The sequence below is a fragment of the Sporofaciens sp. SGI.106 genome (assembly GCF_050314255.1).
GTDB lineage: Bacteria > Bacillota > Clostridia > Lachnospirales > Lachnospiraceae > Claveliimonas.
This window is the reverse complement of the sequence record NZ_JBNPMZ010000001.1, coordinates 130,609-155,837: the sequence shown is the minus strand read 5'-3', so window position 1 is coordinate 155,837 and position 25,229 is coordinate 130,609. Positions and strand designations below refer to the sequence as shown.

33 protein-coding genes are annotated in these 25,229 nt (G+C 41.1%); 16 read left to right on the top strand and 17 right to left on the bottom strand.

The features are described from left to right. The first annotated feature begins 3 nt into the window (after positions 1 to 3). The 12 genes from ACQRCC_RS00755 (at position 4) to rsfS (ending at position 8,115) form a co-directional block, all read left to right on the top strand. Positions 4 to 1,323: an aspartate kinase gene (locus ACQRCC_RS00755; protein WP_427848899.1), complete on the top strand. Its 1,320-nt coding sequence runs from the start codon at positions 4 to 6 to the stop codon at positions 1,321 to 1,323. A 27-nt stretch (positions 1,324 to 1,350) separates the two neighbouring features. Further along, on the top strand, positions 1,351 to 1,788 hold the full coding sequence (locus ACQRCC_RS00750) for a CBS domain-containing protein (protein WP_427848898.1): 438 nt from the start codon (positions 1,351 to 1,353) through the stop codon (positions 1,786 to 1,788). 1 nt (position 1,789) lies between these two features. After that, entirely contained in the window at positions 1,790 to 2,578 is a 789-nt protein-coding gene (locus tag ACQRCC_RS00745; protein WP_427848897.1) for an amidohydrolase family protein, read from the top strand. 83 nt (positions 2,579 to 2,661) lie between these two features. After that, positions 2,662 to 3,672, top strand: coding sequence for an aspartate--ammonia ligase (gene asnA / locus ACQRCC_RS00740; protein WP_427848896.1), 1,011 nt, complete (start codon positions 2,662 to 2,664; stop codon positions 3,670 to 3,672). A gap of 171 nt (positions 3,673 to 3,843) precedes the next feature. Continuing rightward, a complete protein-coding gene (gene rplU / locus ACQRCC_RS00735) occupies positions 3,844 to 4,152 on the top strand; it encodes a 50S ribosomal protein L21 (protein ID WP_427848895.1) in 309 nt (102 codons plus the stop codon). A gap of 15 nt (positions 4,153 to 4,167) precedes the next feature. After that, entirely contained in the window at positions 4,168 to 4,500 is a 333-nt protein-coding gene (locus ACQRCC_RS00730; RefSeq protein ID WP_427848894.1) for a ribosomal-processing cysteine protease Prp, read from the top strand. A gap of 4 nt (positions 4,501 to 4,504) precedes the next feature. After that, a complete protein-coding gene (gene rpmA / locus ACQRCC_RS00725) occupies positions 4,505 to 4,789 on the top strand; it encodes a 50S ribosomal protein L27 (RefSeq protein ID WP_427848893.1) in 285 nt (94 codons plus the stop codon). A gap of 127 nt (positions 4,790 to 4,916) precedes the next feature. Continuing rightward, on the top strand, positions 4,917 to 6,200 hold the full coding sequence (gene obgE, locus ACQRCC_RS00720; protein ID WP_427848892.1) for a GTPase ObgE: 1,284 nt from the start codon (positions 4,917 to 4,919) through the stop codon (positions 6,198 to 6,200). A 15-nt stretch (positions 6,201 to 6,215) separates the two neighbouring features. Further along, complete coding sequence (yhbY, locus tag ACQRCC_RS00715; protein ID WP_427849087.1) at positions 6,216 to 6,506, top strand: ribosome assembly RNA-binding protein YhbY; 291 nt, start codon at positions 6,216 to 6,218, stop codon at positions 6,504 to 6,506. Between the two features lie 38 nt (positions 6,507 to 6,544). After that, positions 6,545 to 7,156: a nicotinate-nucleotide adenylyltransferase gene (gene nadD, locus ACQRCC_RS00710; protein ID WP_427848891.1), complete on the top strand. Its 612-nt coding sequence runs from the start codon at positions 6,545 to 6,547 to the stop codon at positions 7,154 to 7,156. A gap of 13 nt (positions 7,157 to 7,169) precedes the next feature. Beyond that, positions 7,170 to 7,760 (top strand): bis(5'-nucleosyl)-tetraphosphatase (symmetrical) YqeK, encoded by a 591-nt coding sequence (yqeK, locus tag ACQRCC_RS00705; protein ID WP_427848890.1) that lies wholly within the window; start codon positions 7,170 to 7,172, stop codon positions 7,758 to 7,760. A 4-nt stretch (positions 7,761 to 7,764) separates the two neighbouring features. Next, positions 7,765 to 8,115 (top strand): ribosome silencing factor, encoded by a 351-nt coding sequence (gene rsfS / locus ACQRCC_RS00700; RefSeq protein ID WP_427848889.1) that lies wholly within the window; start codon positions 7,765 to 7,767, stop codon positions 8,113 to 8,115. Positions 8,116 to 8,182: 67 nt separating this feature from the next. On the opposite strand, the gene lexA is transcribed toward rsfS, so the two are convergent. After that, positions 8,183 to 8,800 (bottom strand): transcriptional repressor LexA, encoded by a 618-nt coding sequence (gene lexA / locus ACQRCC_RS00695; protein ID WP_427849086.1) that lies wholly within the window; start codon positions 8,798 to 8,800, stop codon positions 8,183 to 8,185. 243 nt (positions 8,801 to 9,043) lie between these two features. On the opposite strand from lexA, the gene ACQRCC_RS00690 reads away from it, so the two are divergent. From ACQRCC_RS00690 to ACQRCC_RS00680, 3 genes are all read left to right on the top strand, one after another. Then, positions 9,044 to 9,406: a LysM peptidoglycan-binding domain-containing protein gene (locus tag ACQRCC_RS00690; protein WP_427848888.1), complete on the top strand. Its 363-nt coding sequence runs from the start codon at positions 9,044 to 9,046 to the stop codon at positions 9,404 to 9,406. A gap of 196 nt (positions 9,407 to 9,602) precedes the next feature. Further along, positions 9,603 to 10,664 carry a tyrosine-type recombinase/integrase gene (locus ACQRCC_RS00685; RefSeq protein ID WP_427848887.1) on the top strand — a complete coding sequence of 354 codons (1,062 nt, stop codon included), beginning with the start codon at positions 9,603 to 9,605 and terminating at the stop codon, positions 10,662 to 10,664. A gap of 67 nt (positions 10,665 to 10,731) precedes the next feature. After that, positions 10,732 to 11,466: a tRNA lysidine(34) synthetase gene (locus ACQRCC_RS00680; RefSeq protein WP_427848886.1), complete on the top strand. Its 735-nt coding sequence runs from the start codon at positions 10,732 to 10,734 to the stop codon at positions 11,464 to 11,466. 103 nt (positions 11,467 to 11,569) lie between these two features. On the opposite strand, the gene ACQRCC_RS00675 is transcribed toward ACQRCC_RS00680, so the two are convergent. The 11 genes from ACQRCC_RS00675 to ACQRCC_RS00625 all read right to left on the bottom strand — a co-directional run bounded on the left by ACQRCC_RS00675 (position 11,570) and on the right by ACQRCC_RS00625 (position 21,372). Beyond that, positions 11,570 to 12,364, bottom strand: a complete 795-nt coding sequence (locus tag ACQRCC_RS00675; RefSeq protein ID WP_427848885.1) for an ABC transporter ATP-binding protein — start codon at positions 12,362 to 12,364, stop codon at positions 11,570 to 11,572. Further along, on the bottom strand, positions 12,351 to 13,274 hold the full coding sequence (locus ACQRCC_RS00670; RefSeq protein WP_427849085.1) for an ABC transporter permease: 924 nt from the start codon (positions 13,272 to 13,274) through the stop codon (positions 12,351 to 12,353). The genes ACQRCC_RS00675 and ACQRCC_RS00670 overlap by 14 nt, the downstream gene beginning before the upstream one ends. A 142-nt stretch (positions 13,275 to 13,416) precedes the next feature. Next, positions 13,417 to 14,421, bottom strand: a complete 1,005-nt coding sequence (locus ACQRCC_RS00665) for an ABC transporter substrate-binding protein (RefSeq protein ID WP_427848884.1) — start codon at positions 14,419 to 14,421, stop codon at positions 13,417 to 13,419. 218 nt (positions 14,422 to 14,639) lie between these two features. Next, on the bottom strand, positions 14,640 to 15,284 hold the full coding sequence (locus ACQRCC_RS00660) for an AAA family ATPase (RefSeq protein ID WP_427848883.1): 645 nt from the start codon (positions 15,282 to 15,284) through the stop codon (positions 14,640 to 14,642). A gap of 127 nt (positions 15,285 to 15,411) precedes the next feature. Further along, positions 15,412 to 16,326 (bottom strand): RluA family pseudouridine synthase, encoded by a 915-nt coding sequence (locus ACQRCC_RS00655; protein WP_427848882.1) that lies wholly within the window; start codon positions 16,324 to 16,326, stop codon positions 15,412 to 15,414. Continuing rightward, positions 16,292 to 16,834 (bottom strand): signal peptidase II, encoded by a 543-nt coding sequence (gene lspA, locus ACQRCC_RS00650; RefSeq protein ID WP_427848881.1) that lies wholly within the window; start codon positions 16,832 to 16,834, stop codon positions 16,292 to 16,294. Before lspA ends, ACQRCC_RS00655 begins: the two co-directional genes overlap by 35 nt. A 10-nt stretch (positions 16,835 to 16,844) precedes the next feature. Beyond that, positions 16,845 to 17,600: an RNA-binding protein gene (locus ACQRCC_RS00645; RefSeq protein ID WP_427848880.1), complete on the bottom strand. Its 756-nt coding sequence runs from the start codon at positions 17,598 to 17,600 to the stop codon at positions 16,845 to 16,847. An 18-nt stretch (positions 17,601 to 17,618) separates the two neighbouring features. Beyond that, positions 17,619 to 18,173: a cell division protein SepF gene (locus ACQRCC_RS00640; RefSeq protein WP_427848879.1), complete on the bottom strand. Its 555-nt coding sequence runs from the start codon at positions 18,171 to 18,173 to the stop codon at positions 17,619 to 17,621. Positions 18,174 to 18,262: 89 nt separating this feature from the next. After that, a complete protein-coding gene (locus tag ACQRCC_RS00635; protein ID WP_427848878.1) occupies positions 18,263 to 18,955 on the bottom strand; it encodes a YggS family pyridoxal phosphate-dependent enzyme in 693 nt (230 codons plus the stop codon). A gap of 54 nt (positions 18,956 to 19,009) precedes the next feature. Next, complete coding sequence (locus ACQRCC_RS00630; RefSeq protein ID WP_427848877.1) at positions 19,010 to 20,407, bottom strand: HlyD family efflux transporter periplasmic adaptor subunit; 1,398 nt, start codon at positions 20,405 to 20,407, stop codon at positions 19,010 to 19,012. 17 nt (positions 20,408 to 20,424) lie between these two features. Continuing rightward, the gene (locus ACQRCC_RS00625) at positions 20,425 to 21,372 is read right to left on the bottom strand and encodes a TIGR01212 family radical SAM protein (RefSeq protein ID WP_427848876.1); all 948 of its coding nucleotides are present in this window, start codon (positions 21,370 to 21,372) and stop codon (positions 20,425 to 20,427) included. Between the two features lie 78 nt (positions 21,373 to 21,450). Between ACQRCC_RS00625 and ACQRCC_RS00620 the strand changes: the two genes are divergently transcribed. Beyond that, positions 21,451 to 21,657 carry a DUF378 domain-containing protein gene (locus tag ACQRCC_RS00620; protein ID WP_427848875.1) on the top strand — a complete coding sequence of 69 codons (207 nt, stop codon included), beginning with the start codon at positions 21,451 to 21,453 and terminating at the stop codon, positions 21,655 to 21,657. A 51-nt stretch (positions 21,658 to 21,708) separates the two neighbouring features. On the opposite strand, the gene ACQRCC_RS00615 is transcribed toward ACQRCC_RS00620, so the two are convergent. From ACQRCC_RS00615 to minD, 5 genes are read right to left on the bottom strand one after another with little or no spacing between them, the layout of a single operon-like run. Further along, the gene (locus tag ACQRCC_RS00615) at positions 21,709 to 22,680 is read right to left on the bottom strand and encodes a D-alanyl-D-alanine carboxypeptidase family protein (protein ID WP_427848874.1); all 972 of its coding nucleotides are present in this window, start codon (positions 22,678 to 22,680) and stop codon (positions 21,709 to 21,711) included. Then, positions 22,664 to 23,059, bottom strand: a complete 396-nt coding sequence (gene mgsA, locus ACQRCC_RS00610; protein WP_427848873.1) for a methylglyoxal synthase — start codon at positions 23,057 to 23,059, stop codon at positions 22,664 to 22,666. The genes ACQRCC_RS00615 and mgsA overlap by 17 nt, the downstream gene beginning before the upstream one ends. 16 nt (positions 23,060 to 23,075) lie before the next feature. Beyond that, positions 23,076 to 24,206, bottom strand: a complete 1,131-nt coding sequence (locus tag ACQRCC_RS00605) for an FtsW/RodA/SpoVE family cell cycle protein (protein ID WP_427848872.1) — start codon at positions 24,204 to 24,206, stop codon at positions 23,076 to 23,078. Continuing rightward, positions 24,203 to 24,415: a cell division topological specificity factor MinE gene (locus ACQRCC_RS00600; protein WP_427848871.1), complete on the bottom strand. Its 213-nt coding sequence runs from the start codon at positions 24,413 to 24,415 to the stop codon at positions 24,203 to 24,205. The genes ACQRCC_RS00605 and ACQRCC_RS00600 overlap by 4 nt, the downstream gene beginning before the upstream one ends. An 11-nt stretch (positions 24,416 to 24,426) precedes the next feature. Next, positions 24,427 to 25,218: a septum site-determining protein MinD gene (gene minD / locus ACQRCC_RS00595; protein ID WP_427848870.1), complete on the bottom strand. Its 792-nt coding sequence runs from the start codon at positions 25,216 to 25,218 to the stop codon at positions 24,427 to 24,429. Between the last annotated feature and the right edge of the window lie 11 nt (positions 25,219 to 25,229).

The following is a 25,229-nucleotide window of genomic DNA, read 5'->3' as shown; positions in this document are numbered from 1 at the left end:
AAGATGAAGAAAGTAGTGAAATTTGGAGGCAGCTCACTGGCAAGCGCAGCACAGTTTAAAAAGGTGGGAAGAATTATCCGTCAGGATGAATCCAGACGTTATGTGATTCCTTCCGCACCGGGAAAACGGCATTCCGGAGATACCAAGGTCACCGATATGCTGTACAGCTGTTATGGGCTTGCTATTCAGGAGGAAGAATACGAAGAGCTCCTGGATGCAATCAAAGAACGTTATAACGAAATCATTCGCGGACTGGAACTGAATCTGAATCTGGATGAAGAATTTAAAATCATTCATGAGAATTTCAGCAAAAAAGTCGGAAGAGACTATGCTGCATCCAGAGGAGAATATTTAAATGGAATTATAATGGCAAATTACCTGGATTATGAGTTTATTGATGCAGCCGAAGTGATTTTCTTTGATGAGAATGGGAATTTTGATTCTGATAAAACGGATGCAATTCTTTCCGAACGTCTGGATAAAACAGAACGTGCAGTCATTCCGGGATTTTACGGTATCGGAACCAATGGAAAAATCCGTACCTTCTCAAGGGGCGGATCTGATATTACCGGTTCTATTGTATCAAAGGCTGTCCATGCAGATATGTACGAAAACTGGACGGACGTTTCCGGATTTATGATTGCTGACCCGCGTGTTGTAAAGAATCCGAAATCCATCGATGTGATCACATACCGTGAGCTTCGTGAGCTTTCCTATATGGGTGCTACCGTACTCCATGAAGATGCTATTTTCCCGGTGCGCAAAGAAGGTATTCCGATCAATATCCGCAATACAAATGCACCGGAGGATAAAGGAACTCTCATTGTAGAAGCAACCTGCAGAAAACCGAGATTTGTAATTACCGGAATCGCCGGTAAGAAGGATTTTGCATCAATTACTGTTGAGAAGGCAATGATGAACTCACAGGTTGGTTTCTGTAAGAAGGTACTGGAGGTATTTGAAGAAAACGATATTTCCATTGAACATATGCCATCCGGAATCGATACCATGACCATCTTCGTACATCAGGATGAATTTGAAGAAAAAGAGCAGAAGGTAATTGCCGGAATTCACCGGGCAGTGGAGCCGGATCTGGTGGAAATGGAATCCGATCTTGCACTGATTGCTGTAGTAGGACGGGGAATGAAAGCTACAAGAGGAACTTCCGGAAGAATTTTTTCTGCGCTGGCACATGCAAATGTTAATGTAAAGATGATCGACCAGGGATCCAGCGAGCTGAACATCATTATCGGTGTCCGCAATCATGATTTTAATGCGGCAATCAAAGCAGTTTATGATATTTTTGTAACAACACAGATTTAATTTTTATGTTTTTGAGAGAGTTTTATAATGAAAAGTATAATGTTTTTTTTGAAACCTAAGGTGGAGATTGCTTACATATATGATTATCATACGGTAAGACAGGCACTGGAAATCATGGAGTATCACAAGTACTCCTCCGTGCCGATTCTGAACCGTGAAGGAAAATATGTAGGATCTATCACAGAGGGCGATTTGCTTTGGGGGATTAAGAAGCTGGGTATTATGAATATCAAAGGCGCGGAAAGCGTCAGTGTAATGAAGATTGAGCGCCGTCTGGATTATCAGTGTGTAAATGCTGAATCCAACATGGTCGATCTGATTGACCGGGCAATGGAGCAGAATTTTGTTCCGGTAACAGATGATCAGCAGAACTTTATTGGTATCATTACCCGAAAGGACATCATAGGTTATTGCTATAGCGAGCTGCGCAAATTAGAGCAGCAGCTGGATAAAGAGGAAATGTAAAATGATAGATTTTCACACACATATTTTCCCGGAAAAAATTGCAAAAGCGACCTTAGCGTTTCTGGCCGAAAAATGTCAGGAGGAACCGTCTACCAATGGTATGGCAGACGGTCTTCTTGCATCTACCGAAGACGCAGGGCTTGAATGTTCTGTTATCCTGCCGGTAGTGACAAAACCGTCTCAATTTCAGTCCATTAACCGGTTCGCATCGAATTTCAGGGAAGGAAAGCTGATTTCTTTTGGAGGAATCCATCCGGACAGTGCGGATTATAAGGCAGAACTACGGGAGATTTATCATCTGGGACTAAAAGGCGTGAAGCTGCATCCGGACTATCAGCAGGTCTTCATAGATGATATCCGCTATAAGCGAATCATTTCTTATGCAACAGAATTGGGCTTAATCATCAGTGTACACGCCGGTTTTGATCCGGGCTATCCGGAATGTACGCACTGTACCCCAAAACGTGCAAGAGACATGATTCTGGATGTACAGCCGGAAAAACTGGTTCTTGCCCATATGGGTGGATTTATGCAGTGGGACGATGTGGAGGAGTATCTGGTTGGTCAGCCTGTCTGGTTCGACACCGCAGTTGTTTTTGGGAAAATACCGGATGAGCAGTTTATAAGAATGGTTAGAAACCATGGAAACGATAAAATTCTTTTTGCCAGTGATTCCCCGTGGGCAGATCAGAAAGAATTTGTAAAACATCTGCAGTCTCTTCCTCTTACCGGGGAAGAAAAGGACAATATTTTTCATAATAATGCAGTACGTCTTCTTTCATCTAAATAGTTGTAAAAGGTTGTATACAGCGGAAATTCGACGTATAATAAAGAATCAGAGGAAAAATTTTATTGTAAAAGGAGTTTATACATATGGGAGAATTTATTACGCCGGAGGGCTATGAATCTCCGTTAACGATCCGTGAAACGGAAGTAGCTATTAAGGAAATCAAAGACCATTTTGAGCGTGCTCTTGCAAAGTCTCTGCATCTGACACGTGTTTCCGCTCCGTTATTTGTAAAGCCGGAAAGCGGAATGAATGATAATCTGAACGGAGTAGAACGCCCGGTATCTTTTGGAATCAAGGCACTCGACGATGAGGCGGCAGAGATCGTACACTCTCTTGCAAAATGGAAACGCCACGCATTGAAGCGCTATGAATTTCATTCGGGAGAGGGACTATATACGGATATGACTGCCATTCGCCGGGATGAAGATCCGGACAATATTCACTCCATCTATGTGGATCAGTGGGACTGGGAAAAGGTTATTTCCAAAGAAGAACGCAACACGGAGACACTTCAGTATACGGTACGTAAAGTGTACGCTGCACTGAAGGAAACGGAAGATTTCATGTCCAGACGATACAATTATATTGAGGCACTTCTTCCGGACGAGATTACATTTATCACGTCCCAGGAATTGGAGGATATGTATCCGGGTGCAACAGCAAAAGAGAGAGAATATAACATCGCCAAAGCGAAGGGAGCAGTATTCATTTCCCAGATTGGAAAGGTTCTTGCTTCCGGTGAGAAACACGACGGACGTGCACCGGACTATGATGACTGGGAGCTGAACGGGGATATTATTGTATACTATCCGGTTCTTGATATTGCACTGGAACTTTCATCCATGGGAATCCGCGTAGATGAAGAAGCAATGAGACGTCAGCTTAAGCTTGCCGGCTGTGAGGAGAGAGCAGAACTTGCCTTCCACAAACAGCTTCTGAACGGCGAACTTCCCTATACGATAGGCGGCGGAATCGGCCAGTCACGTATCTGTATGTATTATCTGCGTAAGGCCCATATTGGCGAGGTACAGTCTGCTATATGGCCGGATGAGACTCATGAAATCGCAGAGGCTCACCACATTCACCTTCTCTAGGCAGAGTATGTAAAAAAGTTTGAAAAATAAGTAAAAAACTGTAGAAACAGTATTGATTTTTTGAAATGTTTATGCTAACATACAATGGTATGCCGCACAATGAGGTTTTAAGATTCTGGAATTATTTTTCAGACACCGTAATTGGCGAGTAATGATAATAGGAGGTGCCATATGTACGCAATTATAGCAACAGGTGGTAAACAGTACAAAGTAGCTGAAGGCGATATCATTAAAGTAGAGAAGCTTGGTGTAGAAGCTGGAGAGACTTATACATTTGACCAGGTGCTTGCAGTAAGCGACAACGAGTTAAAGGTTGGAAATCCTACAGTTGAGGGTGCAACCGTTGAGGCTTCTGTTGTAGAAAACGGAAAAGCAAGAAAAGTTATCGTTTACAAGTACAAGAGAAAATCTGGATACCATAAGAAAAACGGTCACAGACAGCAGTACACAGCAGTAAAGATTGAAAAAATCAACGCTTAATATTGGAGAATATCCATGATTCATGTAACCATTTTTGAAAATGACCACGGAGAGTGTATAGGATTTCAGACAGAAGGCCATGCTGAATACAGTGAGGCCGGACAGGATATCGTGTGTGCAGCAGTTTCCATACTGGTGATTAATACGATAAATGCCATAGATCTCTATACGGATGAGGAGGCTTCTTTGATTTCTGATGAGGAGTCGGGAATGATTTCCTGGAATCTGCAGCAAAGACCCTCTGCCGGGACAGAACTTCTTCTGAATACTATGATTCTTGGTCTGAGACAAATGGCAGATGATGATAACTATGCAGAATATATTCAGTTAAACTTTGAGGAGGTGTAAGACCATGATGAAATTAAACCTTCAATTTTTCGCTCATAAAAAAGGAGTAGGTTCTACAAAGAACGGACGTGACTCTGAGGCTAAGAGACTTGGTGCTAAGAGAGCAGACGGACAGTTTGTAAAAGCTGGTAACATCCTTTACAGACAGCGCGGAACCAAGATTCACCCAGGTGTTAATGTAGGACGCGGAGGCGACGATACATTATTCGCACTTGTGGATGGCGTTGTTAGATTCGAAAGAAAAGGAAGAGATAAGAAACAGGTTTCTATCTACCCAGTAGCACAATAATGATGAGACGAAAGTTCCGGGACCAGTTGATGTTCCCGGACTTTTTGTTACCATAAGGATGCACAGAGATTCGGATGATTAGTTCGAATGTTGTAATTAAAAGCGAAGACGCAGAGAGGAACATCTTATGTTTGCAGACAGAGCAAAAATATTTATCAAATCAGGAAAAGGCGGCGATGGTCATGTGAGCTTCCGCCGGGAATTATACGTACCAAACGGCGGTCCTGACGGCGGTGACGGCGGACGTGGGGGAGATGTTATTTTTGAGGTAGACGAAGGACTCAATACGCTCCAGGATTACCGCCACAGAAAGAAATTCGCTGCCAAAGATGGTGAGCAGGGCGGAAAGAGAAGATGCCATGGTGCAGATGCCGAGGATATTGTACTTCGCGTTCCGGAAGGAACCGTAATTAAGGAAGCTGAGTCCGGCAAGGTTATTGCGGATATGTCAGGAGACAATCGCCGTCAGATCATATTGAAGGGCGGTAAGGGAGGCCTTGGAAATCAGCATTTTGCAACCGCAACCATGCAGATTCCGAAATATGCCCAGCCAGGACAGCCATCTAAGGAACTTTGGGTAAATCTGGAGCTGAAGGTTATTGCGGACGTAGGACTTGTGGGATTTCCGAATGTGGGAAAATCCACACTGCTTTCCCGTGTAACAAATGCCCAGCCAAAGATTGCCAACTACCATTTTACGACGCTGAATCCGAATCTCGGTGTGGTTGATCTTCCGGGAGCTAAGGGATTTGTGATTGCCGATATTCCCGGACTGATCGAGGGTGCATCCGAGGGTGTCGGCCTTGGTCATGAATTCCTGCGTCATATTGAGAGAACAAAGCTGATGATTCATGTGGTGGATGCAGCAGGAACAGAGGGCCGTGATCCCATCGATGATATATATAAAATCAATGCAGAGCTTGAAGCATACAATCCTGAGATTGCAAAACGTCCTCAGGTTATTGCAGCAAACAAGATCGACGCCATTTATCAGGAGGACAGTGATCCGGTTCAGGCACTGAAAGATGAATTTGAGCCACAGGGAATTCGTGTGTTCCCGATTTCAGGTGTGACAGGTTCCGGTATGAAGGAACTGCTGTATTATGTGTCAGAACAGCTTCAGAAGCTTGATCAGGCACCGATTATCTTCAAGCAGGAATATTTCCCGGAGGACGAGCTTATTTACGTAGATCTTCCTTATACTGTTGAGAAAGAAGATGACATGTATGTGGTGGAAGGTCCTAAGATTGAAAAAATGCTGGGATATACAAATCTTGATTCCGAGAAAGGATTTGCATTCTTCCAGAAATTCCTGAAAGATACGGGTATTCTGGATGAACTGGAAGCTGCCGGAATACAGGAGGGAGATACCGTCCGCATGTACGGTCTCCAGTTTGACTATTACAGATAAGAAGGGAAAAAAGTGATGACTACAAAGCAGAGAGCCTATTTAAAGAGCCTTGCCATGACCATGGATGCAATTTTCCAGATCGGCAAGAACAGTATGACACCTGAACTCACAAAAGCCATCAATGAGGCGCTGGACGCCAGAGAACTGATCAAAGTCAGCGTACTGCAGAATTGTGCTGATGACCCGAAGGAACTGGCACAGATGCTGGCAGAGAGAACCCGCTCCCAGGTGGTTCAGGTAATTGGAAAGAAAATTGTCCTTTATAAAGAAGGAAAAGATGATAAAAAGAAAATACAGTTACCATAAATAATTTATGTATATTTTCATGTAAAAGAGGTGTACCGATGAAAATTGGAATCATGGGCGGAACATTTAATCCGATTCATAATGGTCATCTGATGCTGGGCGAATATTCTTATCGTTCTTTCGGGCTTGATCAGGTATGGTTTATGCCAAATGGAAATCCGCCTCACAAAGCAGGTATCAGCGCAAGCTACAGTGCTGACATCAGAGCCCGCATGACGGAACTTGCCATTCAGGATGTACCGTACTTTCGATTGGAAGATTATGAAGTGAGACGGCAGGAACTTTCCTATTCCTATCAGACACTGGAACATTTTAAAGAAATATATCCGGAAGATTCATTTTATTTCATAATAGGGGCAGATTCGTTATTCGACATCAACAAGTGGATGAAACCGGAACGGATTCTGAAGATATGTACGATTCTTGCGGCATTTCGCGGAGATAAGAATAACAGCGAAATTATGAACCGACAGATTGAACTGCTGAAAGAAAAATATGGTGCTGAAACAGATATCCGGCTGTTATCTTCCCCGTTGATGGATGTATCCTCCCATGAACTTCGGGAAATGATTTCTGAAGGAAAATCTATCTCGGGACTGGTACCGGAAACAGTAGAGCAGTACATTAAAGAACACGGATTATATCGGTAATCAGGATAAGACTATGAATGAACACATAAGTAAAATAAGCAGAAAACTAAAAAAATATCTGGACAGGGATCGTTATGACCATACCATGGGAGTCATGTACACCGCAGCATCTCTTGCAATGTGCCATGGCACAGATATTGAGCAGGCAATGATCGCAGGTCTTTTGCATGACTGTGCAAAATGCATCCCATCTGCCAAAAAAATCCGTATGTGTGATAAGTATCATCTCAGTGTGTCAGAGGTTGAATTAAAAAATCCCAGTCTTCTTCATGCAAAACTTGGTGCATTTATTGCCGCCAAAAAATATCATATAGAAGATCGGGAGATTATTAATGCAATTGCAAGCCATACTACCGGCAAACCGGAAATGACTATGCTGGAAAAAATTATTTATATCGCAGATTATATGGAACCTGGCAGAAAGGAACTGCCCAATATGGCAGTCGTTCGAAAACTTGCGTATACTGATATTGATCAATGTCTCTATCGGATTCTTGAAGATTCTCTGACCTATCTGGCTTCCAGGAATATCCCTCTGGATCCCATGACAGAGAAAACATATCAGTATTACAGACAGATATTAAAAAAAGAAGAGGAGATGTAACCTTATGGAACATGCAAAGAACATGGCCCGCACCGCGTGGCATGCATTGGACGAGAAAAAAGGCGAAGATATTCGCGTCATTAATATCTCTCAGGTTTCTGTAATTGCAGATTACTTTATTATTGCAAACGGAAGCAGCAACAGCCAGGTAAATGCCCTGGTAGACAATGTAGAAGAGAAGATGCACGAAGCAGGATTCACCCTCAAACAGCGTGAAGGCTACGGAGCAGGAACATGGGTACTTCTCGACTATGGAGATGTAATCATACATGTTTTTGACCGTGAGAACCGTTCTTTCTACAATCTGGAGCGCATCTGGAGTGACGGAATGGAAGTAGCACCGGAAGAATTATAAGAATCAAAAAAGTCCACGCAGTTATTCAGACTGTCTGGACTTTTTTAATCTTTTTTATACTTAATTCTTAATGAAAGAAACGGAAAACTCCGATTACTTTTCCAAGGATCTGAACATCCCTCACGATAATCGGATCCATGAAATCATTCTCAGGCTGAAGACGAATTACTCCTTCTTCTTTGTAAAATGTCTTAACAGTTGCGCCATCTTCAATCAAGGCAACTACCATCTCGCCATTATGAGCTGTATTCTTTTGTTCCACAAGAACCATATCCCCATCCAGAATACCCGCATTGATCATACTTTCCCCACGTACAGACAGAAGAAAAGTCTGGTTATTCGGAAGCATATCTACCGGAAATGGAAAATAATTCTCTATATTCTGTTCCGCCAGAATAGGTTCACCGGCGGCCACACGACCCACAAGTGGAACATTCGTAACTTCCCGACGTGTCAGATTAAAAGTGTCATCCAGAATCTCGATAGCTCTCGGCTTAGTAGGATCCCTTCTGATATATCCATTCTTCTCCAGAGTCTCAAGATGGGAGTGAACAGAAGAGGTTGACTTCAGATTCACAGCCTCACATATATCACGTACAGCCGGAGGAAAACCTCTGCTCAATATCTGTGATTTAATATATTCTAAAATTTCCTGCTGTTTTGGGCTGATCTTTCCCTGTGCCATAATAATCCCCTTTCTCATGCAATTCATCCTTATAATCCGGCACATACCGTTATAACATTCACATAAATACGTTCATTTGCATTTAAAAATATTTTATCATAGTGCAAATAAAAACGCAAACAAATGTTTGAAGAAAATGTGTTCGGATTTAATTATCTTCTATTGACAAACATTTGTTCGTGTCGTATAATTTAGTCACAAAGAACAGATGTTCGATACATTCGGATTAAGGGGGAAGAAGTTATGAAAACACCAGGCAGAAAACAGACTAAAAAGAGAAGAGAAGCTATTGTAATTAGACATAGTTTCATTGCAATCCTGTCATTTACATTTATACTAATCATGGCACTTTTCGTCAGCACAAGCTTCGTAGAAGCTAGTGATCACACTACAGAATCCAGTTCTTCCTGTGTTTTATATAAAAGTATCCAGTTGGAATCAGGTGACACCCTTTGGAGCATTGCTGAGGAATATATGCCGGATGGATTTTCTTCCATCTGGGATTATATTGAAGAACTAAAAGACATCAATGGCCTGAAAAGTGATGAGATTCATGAGGGAAGATATCTGACGGTCGTATACTGCGATACAAATATTGAACCTTAGATATTATTAGTATCTAAGAAAATATGAAAGTAAAATCAATAACACTCAGTTACACATATTATGACCGGGTGTTATTTTTTACTACATATATCGGGTAATGCCAATCTATACGTAAAATACCGATTTTTCCAAAAGATATAGACAGAAAATATAGAAGATGGTATAATCAATCCGTATACAGGAGGTAAAATTACTTATGGCAAAACAAATCACCTATCATGAGCAGACAAATATTGATTATACATTGCGTCTCCGAGAGATTCTTAAAACCCTTCCTCCTTTTGCCAGGGATTATTTCCGAGCAATGGAACCAACGTCCTCCATACGGACACGGATGAATTATGCCTATGATATCCGGGTATTTTTTCATTTTCTTATGGAGAATAATCCCATATTTTCTTCCTATACCATTGACCAGTTTACTCTGCATGACCTGGAACGGCTGGAACCGATTGATATTGAGGAATATATGGAATATCTGAAGGTTTATAAAAGCGAGGATGAAGAACTCCGCTATAACGGAGAAAAAGGCCTTGCACGCAAGATGTCGGCTCTCAGAAGCTTCTATGGATATTATTATAAACATCAGTCCATCTCCAGGAATCCTACTTTATTAGTGGATATGCCTAAAATGCATGATAAAGCAATCATACGTCTGGAAACGGATGAGGTTGCCATGTTGCTGGATTTTGTAGAACATTGTGGAAATACACTTACCGGACAGGCTAAAGTATACTATGAGAAGACAAAGAAACGGGATCTTGCCATTCTTACATTATTACTTGGTACCGGAATCCGTGTATCCGAATGTGTGGGACTGGACCTGAACGACGTGGATTTTAAAAATAACGGAATCAAAGTTACACGAAAAGGCGGCAACGAAATGATTGTTTATTTCAGCGATGAGGTTGCAGATGCTCTGATTGAATATATAGAAACAGACCGAAAATTCATTCAGCCTCTTTCCGGTCATGAAAATGCACTGTTTCTTTCCACACAAAAACGTCGAATGGGTGTACAGGCCGTTGAAAATATGGTAAAAAAATATGCACGTCAGGTAACACCAAATAAGAAAATTACGCCACACAAGCTTCGCAGTACTTATGGAACATCTCTGTATAAGGAAACCGGAGATATCTATCTTGTTGCAGATGTTCTCGGCCATAAAGATGTCAATACTACTAAAAAGCATTATGCTGCTATTGATGAAAATCGAAGACGTCAGGCTGCCTCTGCAGTAAAGCTCAGAGAACCGTAACAAATTACAATATGTCAGAGTGGAGACATAATAAATATATGTAAACACAGAAAGGATTTACCCGCAAATGAAATTACAGCAATTATTAAGTTATACAAGAAAAGCCGTGGATGAATATCAGATGATACAGGAAGGAGATCACATTGCGGTAGGTGTCTCCGGAGGAAAGGACAGCCTTACTCTTCTCTATGCCATGCACGGACTGAAACGATTTTATCCGAAGAAATTTGAACTCAGCGCCATCACCGTAGACCTCGGATACTCTGAGTGTGATTTTACTCCGGTTCAGAAACTTTGCAAGGAATTGGAGATTCCATATAGAATCGTAAAAACAGACATTGCCCACATTCTTTTTGAAGAGCGAAAAGAGCCGAATCCCTGCTCTCTCTGCGCAAAAATGAGAAAAGGCGCACTGAATCAGGCTGTTAAGGAAATGGGCTGTAATAAGGTAGCTTACGCGCATCACAAGGATGATATTATTGAAACGATGCTCCTCTCTCTCATCTTTGAGGGACGATTCTATTCCTTCTCTCCAAAGACCTATCTGGACAGAATGGAGCTTACCGTCATTCGTCCGATTATGTTCGTAGATGAGGCTGATGTGATTGGATTTAAGAATATGTATCAGCTGCCGGTCGTAACCAGCCGCTGTCCGATTGACGGGTATACCAAGCGTCAATATGCCAAGGAGCTCGTAAAACAGTTGAATATGGAGCATCCCGGTGCAAAACAGCGCATGTTTACGGCTATCCTGAACGGAAATATCAAGGGATGGCCGGAACGCGTACCACATGTTCGGTAAATCAAAAATTTTTCTCATGAAAATGCGCGTGGAATGCAGACATCGATACATTTTACCGTGCCGTTTCGCATCTCACGCGCTTAAATCTTTATACTAAAATACTTTATCCCAGAAGTGCCTTATCGCTGGCGAATTCTTCACCGCTTGCAAGCTCAAATTGATGAAGCAGGTCTTCTACGGTAAGTTTCTTTTTCTCTTCTCCACTGATATCAAGAATGATTTTTCCATCCATCATCATAATCAGTCGATTACCGTGGGCAATCGCATCCTTCATATTATGGGTGATCATAAGAGTGGTCAGGTTGTCTCTGCTTACTATTTTTTCCGTAGTATCCAAAACCTTGGCTGCTGTCTTCGGGTCAAGTGCTGCTGTATGTTCATCCAAAAGAAGAAGCTTCGGTTTCTTTAGTGTTGCCATTAGAAGTGTCAGAGCCTGTCTCTGTCCTCCTGATAAAAGACCTACCTTTGATGTGAGACGATTCTCCAGTCCCAGATCCAGAATCTTTAACAATTCTTTATATGATTCTCTTTCTTTTTTCGTAATACGTGGCTTTAAAGTACGTGATTCCCCGCGACGCTGTGCTAATGCAAGATTTTCTTCAATTCCCATACTCCCAGCTGTCCCGGTCATTGGATCCTGAAAAACACGTCCCAGATATTTTGCCCGCTTATGTTCCGGAAGCTTTGTTACATCGATTCCGTCTATCAAAATCTGTCCCTCATCTATTGGCCATACGCCTGCTACCGCATTCAGCATCGTAGATTTTCCTGCACCATTTCCACCGATAACCGTTACAAAGTCTCCATCTTCCAATTTAAGTGAAACACCATTCAAAGCACATTTTTCATTCACTGTTCCCGGATTAAAGGTCTTATATATATTCTTAATTTCCAGCATTTACATTTCCTCCTCTTTTTACCGGTTTTGAAAAATATTTGCTTTTCCAGAAAGGAATCGCAAGAAATACTGCAACAACCAGTGCTGAGAACATTTTTAATAAATCTGTATCGACTCCCAGCCAGATTACGATTTGAAGTACAAGGTAATAGATTACGGAACCCAGGGCAACTGACAGAAGATTCAGGGCAAAATTATGGAAAATACGCCCAAATATAGCTTCTCCTATGATGACTGCCGCAAGACCGATTACAATAGCTCCACGTCCCATATTAATATCTGCAAATCCCTGATATTGAGCTAAGAGCGCACTTGAAAGGGCAACCAGACCATTGGATACCATCAATCCCAGAACCTTATTAAAGTTTGTATTAATTCCCTGGGCACGTGCCATATTGCTGTTGCATCCCGTAGCACGGATGGAGCATCCAAGTTCCGTACCAAAGAACCAGTATAAAATTGCAATTACAGCAATGATAATAATTGCTACAATAAAAATTGTATTTTTACTGAGCGCAACTCCTTTTATGTAGCGAAGAGATACCAGAAGATCATACTTGTCTACATTAATTGCCTGGTTCGCTTTACCCATAATTTTAAGGTTTGCTGACCACAGAGCCAGCTGAGTCAGAATACCGGCCAGGATTGGCGGTATTCCCATGGCCGTATGAAAAATTCCCGTTACGAATCCTGCAATTGCTCCTGCAAGAAGTGCAAAAAAAAGTGCAATCCATACATTGTATCCATTTAACATCATCATAATACAGACAGCACCGCCAATACACATGGTTCCATCTACCGTAAGATCAGCAATATCCAGAATTCTGTAAGTGATGTAAACACCGATAGCCATGATTCCCCATATCAAGCCCTGGGCAATCGCTCCCGGCATTGCATTAAAAAGTGACATAAAATTCAATGATAAAACCTCCCATTCCTATAATTTCAGACTCATCCGAATACGACATACAGCGAGAAAGCAAAAACATACTTTCCCGCTGCCTAATCTTCATGATTTCTATCATTTTGTTATGATTTATGATTATAGCCGATTACTCCTCAATTGCTTCATAATCATCCGGGATGGTAACTCCCAGTTCTTCACAACGACTTGCAACATATTTCTTTGTAAAGTTCGGTGCATACTCGATTGGCATCTTGGAAATGTCTTCGCCCTGAAGAATCTTCACTGCCATCTTACCTGTTGCACATCCAAGATCATAATAGCTGATAGATAAAGTAGCTACACCGCATCCGCTGCAGATACCTTCCTCTCCTGCAATTACAGGAACCTTAGCCGGAAGACAGATATTGTTAATAAGCTCTGTGTTAGAAGCAACTGTATTATCTGTTGGAACATAGATTACATCAGACTCATCTGCTGCTGTTGTTACAACAGAAGACAAATCATTAGAATCTGAGAATGCATAAGGCTCGCATGTATAGCCCATACCTTCCAAAGCTTTTTTAACCTCATCTACCTGATACTGAGAATTAGCCTCTGCGGAACAGTACAGCAGACCGACTTTCTTTGCATCCGGGAAAAGTTCATTTAACATCTTTGCCTGATCCTCGAGAGGTGCAAGGTCAGATGTTCCGGAAATATTTCCACCTACAGTACCATCAAAATCATCAATTTCCAGAGCAACTCCGTACTCTGTTACAGATGTTCCGAGAATCGGAATCTCATTTGTTCCTGCTGCAGCTGCCTGAAGAGCAGGTGTAGCATTTGCCAGAATCAGGTCCACACCGTCTGATACAAAACCATTAATAATTGTGGAACATGTATTGGAATCTCCCTGTGCATTCTGTTCATCAAACACTACATCATCACCGAGTTCTTCTTTTACCGTGTCCATAAATCCCTTTGTTGCTGCGTCAAGCGCTTCATGCTGTACCAGCTGACAGATACCAATCTTATAGGTTGCATCTCCGGAAGCTTGTGTCTCTTCCTTTTCTCCATCCGAAGAATCCGTGGATGAACTACCACATGCCGCAAGGCTCAATGCCATAATCATGACAAGCATTGCTGCCAATAATTTTTTTGCTGTTTTCATAATGTATCTCCCTTCTTTTGTAGCACCATTTACGTGTACTATTAACACATCAAAGTGTAACGCTTTAAAGCGCGAAAGTCAACATGAAATTTTTAACATATTTTAACTTTAGGATTGTTGATTATTTTTAATCAACCAGATTACAAAGAGTCGAACTATAAAGAAAAATCCGGGAAGCAGATATTTCTATCGGATTCCCGGCTCTGAATATTCAATAACTACAATTTTTTATTTACATCTCTTTCTTTTATCTCTATCAATTTCTTGATTGCTTCAGCTGTTCCTTCGATACCCAGAACTGAACTGTCCAGACACATATTGTAACTGGAAGAATCTCCCCACCGTTTGTTGGTATAATAATTATAATAGCTTGCACGTTTTTTGTCCGCTTTGATTATCATATCTTTTGCCTTAGCATCGGTAAGATCATAGATTCTTGCAATTCTGCGGATACGTGCATCCAGATCTGCATGGATAAATACGCTTAGTACATTATCATATTCTTCCAATGCATAGTCAGCACATCGTCCAACCAGGATACATGGACCTTCATCAGCAATCTTCTTAATCGCATCAAACTGGGCCAAGAAAATCTTGTGATTGATCGGCATGTCCGTAAATGTACCGGAAGAATATCCCAGTGAATACGTATCCATAACAAGAGAATACAAAAAGCTGTTGGTAGGTTTCTCATCATGTGTCTCGAATAATTCCTGACAAATGCCGCTCTCCTTTGCAGCACGATTCAGCATCTCTTTATCATATAATTTAATATCAAGATCTTCTGCAAGCTTATATCCGATCTCTCTTCCCGCACTTCCAAACTGACGTCCTATGGTAATAATTGTATTTGTTTTTGCCATAAATTCCACGCTCCCTTTTACTGATTCTTAATCCTGACGATTATCTATCAGAAAATTATTTATATATATTATAACGGAAAAGCCTGTAAATGTATAGAAAAATATGTTATTTTACACAAAATTAATCTTAAAAATAGGTTAGTTTATCTAATAATTCTGTAAAATATTGAGGAAGCGGTGCATTCACTTCTAAATATTCCCCGGTTCTTGGATGAATGATTCCCAGTGTTTTCGCATGAAGTGTCTGTCCAACAAGATCCCGAAACGGACATTTTGCCGGTCCGTAAACCATATCTCCCACAAGTGGATGCCCGATACTGGCCATATGAACACGAATCTGATGCGTACGTCCTGTCTCCAGTTCACACTGAATATACGTATAATTACCAAAACGCTTCAGAACCTTATAGTGCGTCACCGCATCTCTGGACTGTTTTGCATGGGTGCTCATTTTCTTTCGATCCACAGGATGCCGCCCGATCGGTGCATTCACCGTTCCTGCATCTTCTTTTATATTACCGTGAACAACAGCTTCATATACCCGTTTGATAGAATGCTCTTTAAGCTGGGCAGCAAGATGCTGATGTGCCATATCATTTTTACATACCAGGAGGGATCCCGTCGTATCCATATCAATTCGATGTACGATTCCCGGACGCATAACTCCGTTGATTCCCGAAAGCTCCGAACCACAATGATACATCAGCGCATTTACCAGAGTGCCGCTGTAATGTCCAGGCGCAGGATGAACCACCATCTGCTTGGGTTTATTAACGATAATAATATCTGCATCCTCATAGAGAATATCAAGAGGAATGTTCTCGGCCTCGATTTCCGGCTCTTTTAGTTCCGGTATAGTAACTTCTACCATATCATCAAAAGAAAGCCTGTAATTGGCTTTTACAGGCTTCTGATTGACAATGATATTGCCATCCTTTATTAATTTCTGAATATGAGATCTGGACAGGTCCGGCATCTCCTGAGCCAGATACTTGTCGATCCGTATATCATTTTCTGTCTCGATGCTGAAAAATCTCTTCAAAATCTTCCTCCTTATACCAGAACAAAATCAAAACTGCCAATACAAAAACTGCAACTGTCACATAAATATCAGCCACATTGAAAATAGGGAAATCGATCAATTCAAAATAGAAAAAATCTACTACATAATTCAGCCTGAGTCGATCAATCATATTGCCAATTGCACCTGCACAAATGAAAAGAACACACACCCTGATTGGAAGAAATTTGCGATTCATGGGAACACGCATGTAAAACCACACTGCAGCACCCAGCACAATGATGGCACTTACTACAAAAAACAGTTTCTGATTCTGGAAAAGCCCAAAAGCTGCACCTCGATTCTCCAGGTAGTGCAACATAAATACACCTTTGATCAAAACCAGGGAATTTCCCTGTTTCAGATGAAGCACAGCCAGATGCTTGGACCACTGGTCGATAAAAATAGCTGCCAGCACACATATAATTCCTGCCAGATAATGCTTTGTTCTTGAATTAGTTGTCTTTAAATCTGTGTGTCTCTCTACCATAGAACCTCCACTAATAATACTGATATACCTGAATAAAATACCGTCCCTTCTTTGTCTCAGAAAGAACACCATTATATTGAATGCGTCCCATGCCGCGGACAGAAATCAAATCTCCCTCTTTCAGCCGGTAACCGTTTGAAGTAATCAGTTTTCCATTTACAAATACTTTTCCTCCTTCAATCAATCCGGTCAACTTACTGCGCGACAGTGGATATGCCACAGCCAGAACGGTATCCAGACGCACAGAGGCAACCGTCCCTTTTAATTCTTTCCTTCGGGGCTCATACTGAAATGCCGACATTTCAATCGATGTTGCAATTACAGACGTATGACGAATCCGTGTCAGTGACTCTTCGATATAAGATGCAATAGAATCAGATACAAAAAGAATACATTCTCCATCCGCCAGAATAAGATCTCCCGTTTTACACCGTTCAATTCCAAGATTCATCAAAGCTCCCAGATAATCCCTGTGGGAAAGGTCTTCGGCAAATCTGGAGTTTAGTGGAGAGATACGGAGTGCCGACATCGGATAATCATATTCATAATAAAGAGCATCAGGTAGAAATGCAACCATCTGACGCTCCGCATATTCATATCCTCCGTATGTACGATACCCTGCCGGTAACATATTTTTAGGAATAGAATGTAAAATATTCTGTTCATTTAAATTAAGAAAATCTGAAAAAGTAACAATATCCCGTCTGAAAGCAATATTAGATAGCTCTATGAGACGCTTCTGTATCATCAACTCTTCTTTATTCATAAAAAATACTGCTCCTGATTAGAATCTATCCCTCATGGAAGATGCATCAAAAGAAGTGTTGAGCAAATCCTGCAAATCTCCGGAAATATCAACATTAGTAGGTGTAACCAGGAAAATGTAATTGGAGATTTTCTGAAGATTACCGCGGATTGCAAAAGCTGCTCCGGAAGTAAAGTCAATAATTCTCTGAGCGATCTCAACATCCAGCCCTTCAAGATTCAGAATAACGGTGCGGCCACTGAGCAATGTTTCTGTAATCTCCCGTGCATCTTCAACAGAAGCCGGCTTAATAACACATACTTCCATAGCAGGACCTCTTCTGGAAGGCTGACGCATCGGAGTTACTTTATTACTTACAGCAGTACTTCCTGATTTCTTTGCAGGTCTCTCCTCGTAATCATCTTCATAATCATCATAGTCATCTTTATCTTTACGACGATTAAAGAAACTTTTTTTCGCGGGTCTTTCCTCATAATCATCTTCATAATCATCATCGAAGAAATCATCATTTTCATCATAATCGTCTTCATCACTTAACTTCATAATATCAAGGAACTTATCTAATACTCCCATTTTTAAACACTCCTATCTTACGTTGTCAAAATATTATACGTGAGTATTCCCTGATTAAAACCACACTCTTAAAAGCAGAATCAGGGCTGCTATTTCGCATAATTTCTCGCACCGAAAAGACCGGTCCCTACTCGAACCATCGTTGCCCCCTCTTCAATTGCGATCTCATAGTCATTTGTCATACCCATAGAAAGAATACTCATAGTAACATTATCAACTTTTTTCGCTTCAATGTCAACAGATAATTTACGTAAACGCTGAAAATATATACGATTTTCTTCCGGATTTTCAACAAAAGGAGCTATCGTCATCAGACCGCAAATTTGAATATGCGGAAATTTGGCTACTTCTTCGACAAAGGAAAAGACATCTTCTTCCATAAGTCCAAATTTACTGTCTTCTTTTGCCACATTAACTTCTATGAGAATTTTAGCGGTAACTCCCTTTTTTGCTGCTTCTTTATCTATTGCATCAGCAAGACGAACGGAATCTACGGAGTGAATCAAATCTACTTTGTCAATAATATATTTGATTTTATTGCGCTGCAGGTGACCAATCATATGCCAGTGTATATCTTTTGGCAATACATCGTATTTTTCAGTAATTTCCTGAACCTTATTTTCACCGAACACTCTGGTTCCAAAATCATATGCCTCCTGAAGCATTTCAACCGGTTTTGTTTTGCTCACTGCAATCAGAGTTACATCTTCCCTTTTCCGTCCTGCTCTGTCACATGCAGCCTGAATTCGTTCCTCTACCTCTTTAAAATTGTCAATTAACATTCTATGTCAACTCCTTTATTTGTATTCTATAACAAGATATTTCTGTTAAATGAGCTAGAAAATCACATCATTTTCCCGGACATTTTTTCCCTCGAGAGCAATATGATCATAATTGGAAAGTCCATAAGTATTTCCGTTTTCCACAATATAATATTCATCACTCTCACACAGCTTGTGTATCTGCTGAAAAACGGCATATCCCTTATTGATATTGTAAACGCCCTGAAGACTGTCCGTCTTATTCATAACATAACTGTCACTGGAATCGGGTTTTAAAAGAACCGTATTTTCCTTAAAATCCGTTGGATTCAGATAAACCATACCCGTTTCATTATCGCGATAATAAATATCTACGGTACGGAACTCTGTCGTATTTTTCTTTCCCTGTATCAGGACACCGGATCCACTACTGTTTCCGCCCTGGGTAATATATTCTTCCGGAACCAGGTAGAACTCTTTTTCTACCACTGCGGATTTTGGTATTTTCAATCCTGTTGCATCTTCCAGAATCAATTCGATATCCAGAAAACGTTCTCCCGCATACCTGACCATTGAACGGTCAAAAGTTAGAAATCCAAGGTTGGATTCTTTCGTATTGTAAATCGAGAAACCTGCTCTTGTTACCTGATGGTCCTTTGAAAATTTTACCTTAACACTGGTAGTTTCTTCCAGTTCTTTTGCCATTTCATCATCAAGCTCTATAACAAGCGTCCAGTCATCCGATGTAATAAGCTTATAAACCGGATCTCCCGAAGCAACTTTCGTATTATTACCAAGTTCATTTTTCTGATAATCTGCACGGGATATCATCTCTTCCGTCACCTGATCTGCAGTCAGACCTTCATATCCATCTGTAGAATATATGATAATACCATCATCTGACGCTGGATATATAGTCACACCCTCCTGTCCGTTTTGAAGCATAGCTGTAATCTGAGCTTCACGGCTTTGTGTAGAATTACTGGAAATGATATTTTCTACCGAATCTTTCAGTATATAGGCATCTCCATACTGGGTATCCTGAAATCCTTCGCAAAAGGTCTGCGCTTTTAAAACGGCAGATGCCTGTTCTTCAGAAGTTAGCGCTGCCCCTTCTGCATATTCTCCCTCCTCAACTGTCTGTGATGTACTGTCAAAATTAAGCTTTTCCGGAGATAAACTGTAAACATTCGTTTTCATGCCAACTTTATATCCCTCCGGAACGAAATAATTCACATATCCGTCAGCATCGGCATGAACAACAGTTTCCTGTCGGAGAACAATCCCGGTATATGAATTGTCTCTTAGGATAGAACCTTCCCGTACCTCATAAACAGATACATGCTTCTGTGTCACATAAGCCAATATCGTAACCACAAGATAAATAAAAATAACGCCGAAAATAATAATTCCAATATTAAAATTCCATTTTTTTCGATACACTTCAATATTTGTTAAGTCATTTCCTGCCAAGTCTGTGCCTCCCCGTTTTACAAATATTTAAGCGCTGCGCCATTCAGGTAATGAAAAGCACAGCCCTGATACGCCCCTTCTTCTATCATCTTCTGCTCAAACTCATCCTTCAGTTTCCACCAGCTTGTTCCCCAGTTTGAAAACACAGCATCTTCCTCCGGTATACGGCTAAACAGCCTTTCCACTACAATATCCGGTGAAAGATTTTTCAAAAATACTGCCAGACGTTCCAGATACTCTTCTTTTGAGCATACCGATATTGTACCATTTTCATAAGCCTTGCACAATAAGGTGTTTTTCGCAATATAAAGAGAATGTATCTTCACCATGGAAATATCCAGAGCTGAAAGAATTCTTGCGGTTTCTATGCAGTCAGTCATATCATCTCCCGGAAGATTTAAAATCACATGTGCGCAGACAGAAAATCCATGTTTTTCTATCCGGCGTACCGCATCTATGAATTCTGCCAGTCCATGTCCTCTGTTCATTGATTGAAGCGTGTGATAATTCACCGTCTGCAACCCCAGTTCAATTCCGACCTTAACAGGATATCTTAACTCTACCGTATCCAGATAGTCCAGATAATCCTCACGAATGCAGTCCGGTCTTGTGGAAATCTGTATTTCGACTATATCTTTCACTTTTGCTGCTTCTTCTATATATTGCTGAAACTTTTCTAATGGCAAAAATGTATTGGTAAAATTTTGAAAATATGCAATAAATCTGTGTGCATGATATTTCTTCTCAATATGTTCGCGATTACGTGCCAACTGCTCTGTGACCGGCACATCTGCATCTTCTGATTCAAACCCGGTTCCCTGTTCCGAGCAAAATGCACATCCGGATAAACCATTTATTCTATTCGGACATCCCACCGGGAGGTTTACCGGCAGCTTGTATACTTTTTCACCATATTTATTTTTCAAATAATCGGAATAAGCGTAATAAAGCTTTTTGTTTTCCATAAAAGTTCCTTTCCTGCGGTATATTTAAAAATTTTCCGGCACATAATATCAGTATCGATAAAAAAGGAGGAAAATCTCATGAAATGGTTTGATAATACATCTCTGACACTTGTAATCATCGGAGCTGTCAACTGGCTTCTGGTCGGAATATTCCGATTTGATCTGGTCGCCTTTTTATTCGGGAATCTCACCTGGTTATCCCGCATTATTTACGCAATCATTGGTCTGTGCGGGCTTTATCTGATCAGTCTGTATGGAAGAATCAGCAGCACTCCTGATGTTTAACAACAAACAAAGAGGGGTATCCACTCAGATGCCCCTCCTATTTATATTTTTTTAGTTAATGTTAGGAATCTGATCAATAATTGCCGTCATATCTTCATAAAGAAGCGGTTTGCTCTCAGCCCCCAAAACAATTGATATATACGGATTGCCTCCTGCATCCTCATCAAGAAGAATCAGGCAGTTGCCTGCTTCTCCTGTATATCCTGTCTTACCACCAATTACCTGCGCTCCGCTTGGAAGAGCAGCTTCTCCTTTTGCATAAAAACTGGTTGGATACCAGGTCACCTGTCTTACGCTTCCGTCTGCACCTGTAATATCTGCAGTATAATAATCAGAACTTATAATGTCTATAAATTCCTCATATCTGATACACTCATTGAAAATCAGATACAGATCATAGGCAGTGGTATAATGATTTTCATCATGAAGCCCATTCGGAGTAACAAAATGTGTATTGGTAGCCATCAGACTCCGGGCTCTCTCATTCATCATATTCACAAATCCTTCTACACTTCCGCCAATATACTCTGCAATGGCAACCGCATTGTCATTGCCGGAATGAAGCAACAGCCCGTTCAATAACGCCTCCATTGTAATCTGATCCCCCTGCTGCAGACCACATACCTGAGCATCTATGGCAAAAGAAGCTGCCGCAGCATCGCTCCCGATCGTTACCACATCATCCATACTGCTGTTCTCCATCGCAACCAGAGCCGTTAAAATCTTTGTCGTGCTCGCCGGATAATTTCTCTCATGAAGGTTTTCTGAATAAACAACTTTCTTATTATTCAAATCAAAAAGCGCCGCAGCATGGAGTGAACTGTCGCCATGAAACCCTTCTATTGATATGTCCGTATCCGATACACATAAATCCTCTGCATACAAACTTTCTTCATATATCTTTTTATTATAATTCTCCATTTCATATGAAGCCACTATATCCTTTGCACCACAGCCGGTCAGGACTGCAGAGATTCCTGCCATGCAGCACAAAGATATAAAATATCTACCTGTACATCTCACGCCAATCCAAATCTCCTCTGTCTATTGCTAAAACAATCAATTCCGCTGTGGCAAGATTGGTTGCCATAGGGATATTATGCATATCGCACAGACGAATTACATCATTCACATCCGGTTCATGCGGTTTTGCACTTGTTGGATCACGAAGAAAAATCAGCGCATCAATATCATTCTGAGCAATCTGCGCACCAAGCTGCTGCTTTCCGCCAAGAGGACCTGCCAGATACTTATGAATAGAAAGATTAGTAACCTCTTCAATCAGTCGTCCTGTAGTTCCTGTAGCGTATAAATTATGCTTATTTAAAATTCCTCGGTATGCAATGCAGAAATTCTGCATCAGTGTTTTCTTTGAGTCATGTGCGATTAACCCAATATTCATTCCTCTCTCACTCTCCTTATTGATATTTTTTTGGCTGTAAACCAACATTAAGGACTAACCCGATACCGATATACAGACTTACCAGAGACGTAAGTCCATAACTTACAAATGGAAGAGGAATTCCTGTATTGGGAAATACCTGTGTTGCAACAGCAATATTAATAAATGTCTGAATTCCTATCAGTGAGCCGACACCACAGGCTATCACACGTCCTGCCATATCCTGCGATCGGACTCCGACTAAAATACATTGAATCACTATTAATAATAACAGAGTGATAACAAGACAGCAACCCACAAATCCCAATTCTTCTCCAACAATTGCAAAAATAAAGTCAGTCTGCGGTTCAAGAATAAAGTTTCCGTTTTTTACGGAGGTAGTGGTATTATTATTCAACCCTTTTCCGGTCAATTGTCCGGATCCGATGGCCATAACGGAATTATTCTGCTGATACGCATCGTCTGTTGCATATTTCTGTGGTTCCAGCCATGCAAGAATACGCTTCTGCTGATAGTCCTCCAGCAACTTCTGATCCGGCTGTACTACTATACTCAGAAAAATAATTGCCAATGGAATGGTAATCAGCAGTACTGTTCCTATAAACCGATAGCTCAATCCCCCAACATACATAAGGACACAGAACAAAAGCGCTGTAGCAATGGTAGTAGAAAGGTTTGGCTCTTTTATAATCAGAAGCAGTGGAATGGCAATCAGAATCACTGCTTTTATGATTGTTACCTTATCACTCAGATCCTCCTCGTGCTTCATAATAAACTTCGCAAAAAAGATAATCAGCAGAATCTTGGCAAGCTCAGACGGCTGGAAATTGGTAAATCCCAGATTAATCCATCTCCTGGCACCGTTTACATAGACTCCTACTCCCGGAATCAATACGATAGCCAGAAGGAATACTGCCAGTCCGTATATAAGCCAGTAAAAATTCAAAATCCAGACATAATCAATCAATGACACGACCGCCATCACCACTAGGGCGATCACCAGTCCCAGAATCTGCTTGTTCTGGTAATTTTCATTAGCACTTCCAATAACCAGTACCCCAAGAAAGGATGTGGCCAGTACCAGTATCAGCAGGCTGAATTTAAAATCTTTCAAACGATAAGGTTTCCTTAATTTCAGTAATCTCAATTCTTTTCTCCTGTAAGTTTTATATGGATATGTGTTCTGGTAATCGAAACGTCAAATTCTTCGGGTGTAAGTTCCAGGTACTTCGAAAGTGTCTGGTATAATTCTCTGCAAATGTGCTCATACGCATCCGGATTACAGTGAACCCGGTCAGATACCACCAGTGTTCGAAGCCTGTCTTTTGCAACGGATACCGAAGATCTCTTTAACATTCTTTCCCCTCCTAATTAGATTTAAACAATCTGGTCAATTTTTGAAAAATCCCATTTCCACTTTCCAGATCCAGGAAAGGAACTTCCACACCCAGAATCCGTTTACAAATGTTAAGATAAGCCTTTCCGGCAAGTCCTCCCATACCGATTACCGGCTCACCCTGATTGGTACCTACTACCACCTGCTCGTCATCGGGAATGGCACCGATCAATGGAATAGACAGAATCTCTGTCACATCCTCGATAGACATCATATCGCCTCTTTTCACCATATCCATACGAATACGGTTAATGATCAGATCCATTTTTCTGAGTTCTGCTTTTTCAAGTAATCCTATGATTCTGTCTGCATCACGAATTGCTGACACTTCAGGAGTCGTTACTACAATAGCTCTGTCAGCACCGGCAATAGCATTCTGAAATCCCTGTTCAATTCCCGCCGGACAATCCAGAAGAATATAATCAAATTCCTCTCTCAGTTCCGCTGTCAGCTTCTTCATCTGTCCCGGAGAAATCGCTGACTTGTCTCTTGTTTGAGCCGATGGGAGAAGATACAGATTCTCATACCGTTTGTCACGAATCAGAGCCTGTTTCAGTCTGCAGCTTCCCTCGATAACATCTACCAGATTATAAACGATCAAATTCTCAAGGCCCATGACAACGTCCAGGTTCCGAAGTCCCAGATCCGTATCAATGATTACCACCTTTTTATCCAACTGTGAAAGACCTGCGCCTATATTTGCAGTAGTGGTCGTCTTACCCACTCCGCCTTTTCCTGATGTAATTACGATGACCTCGCCCATGAATTATATCC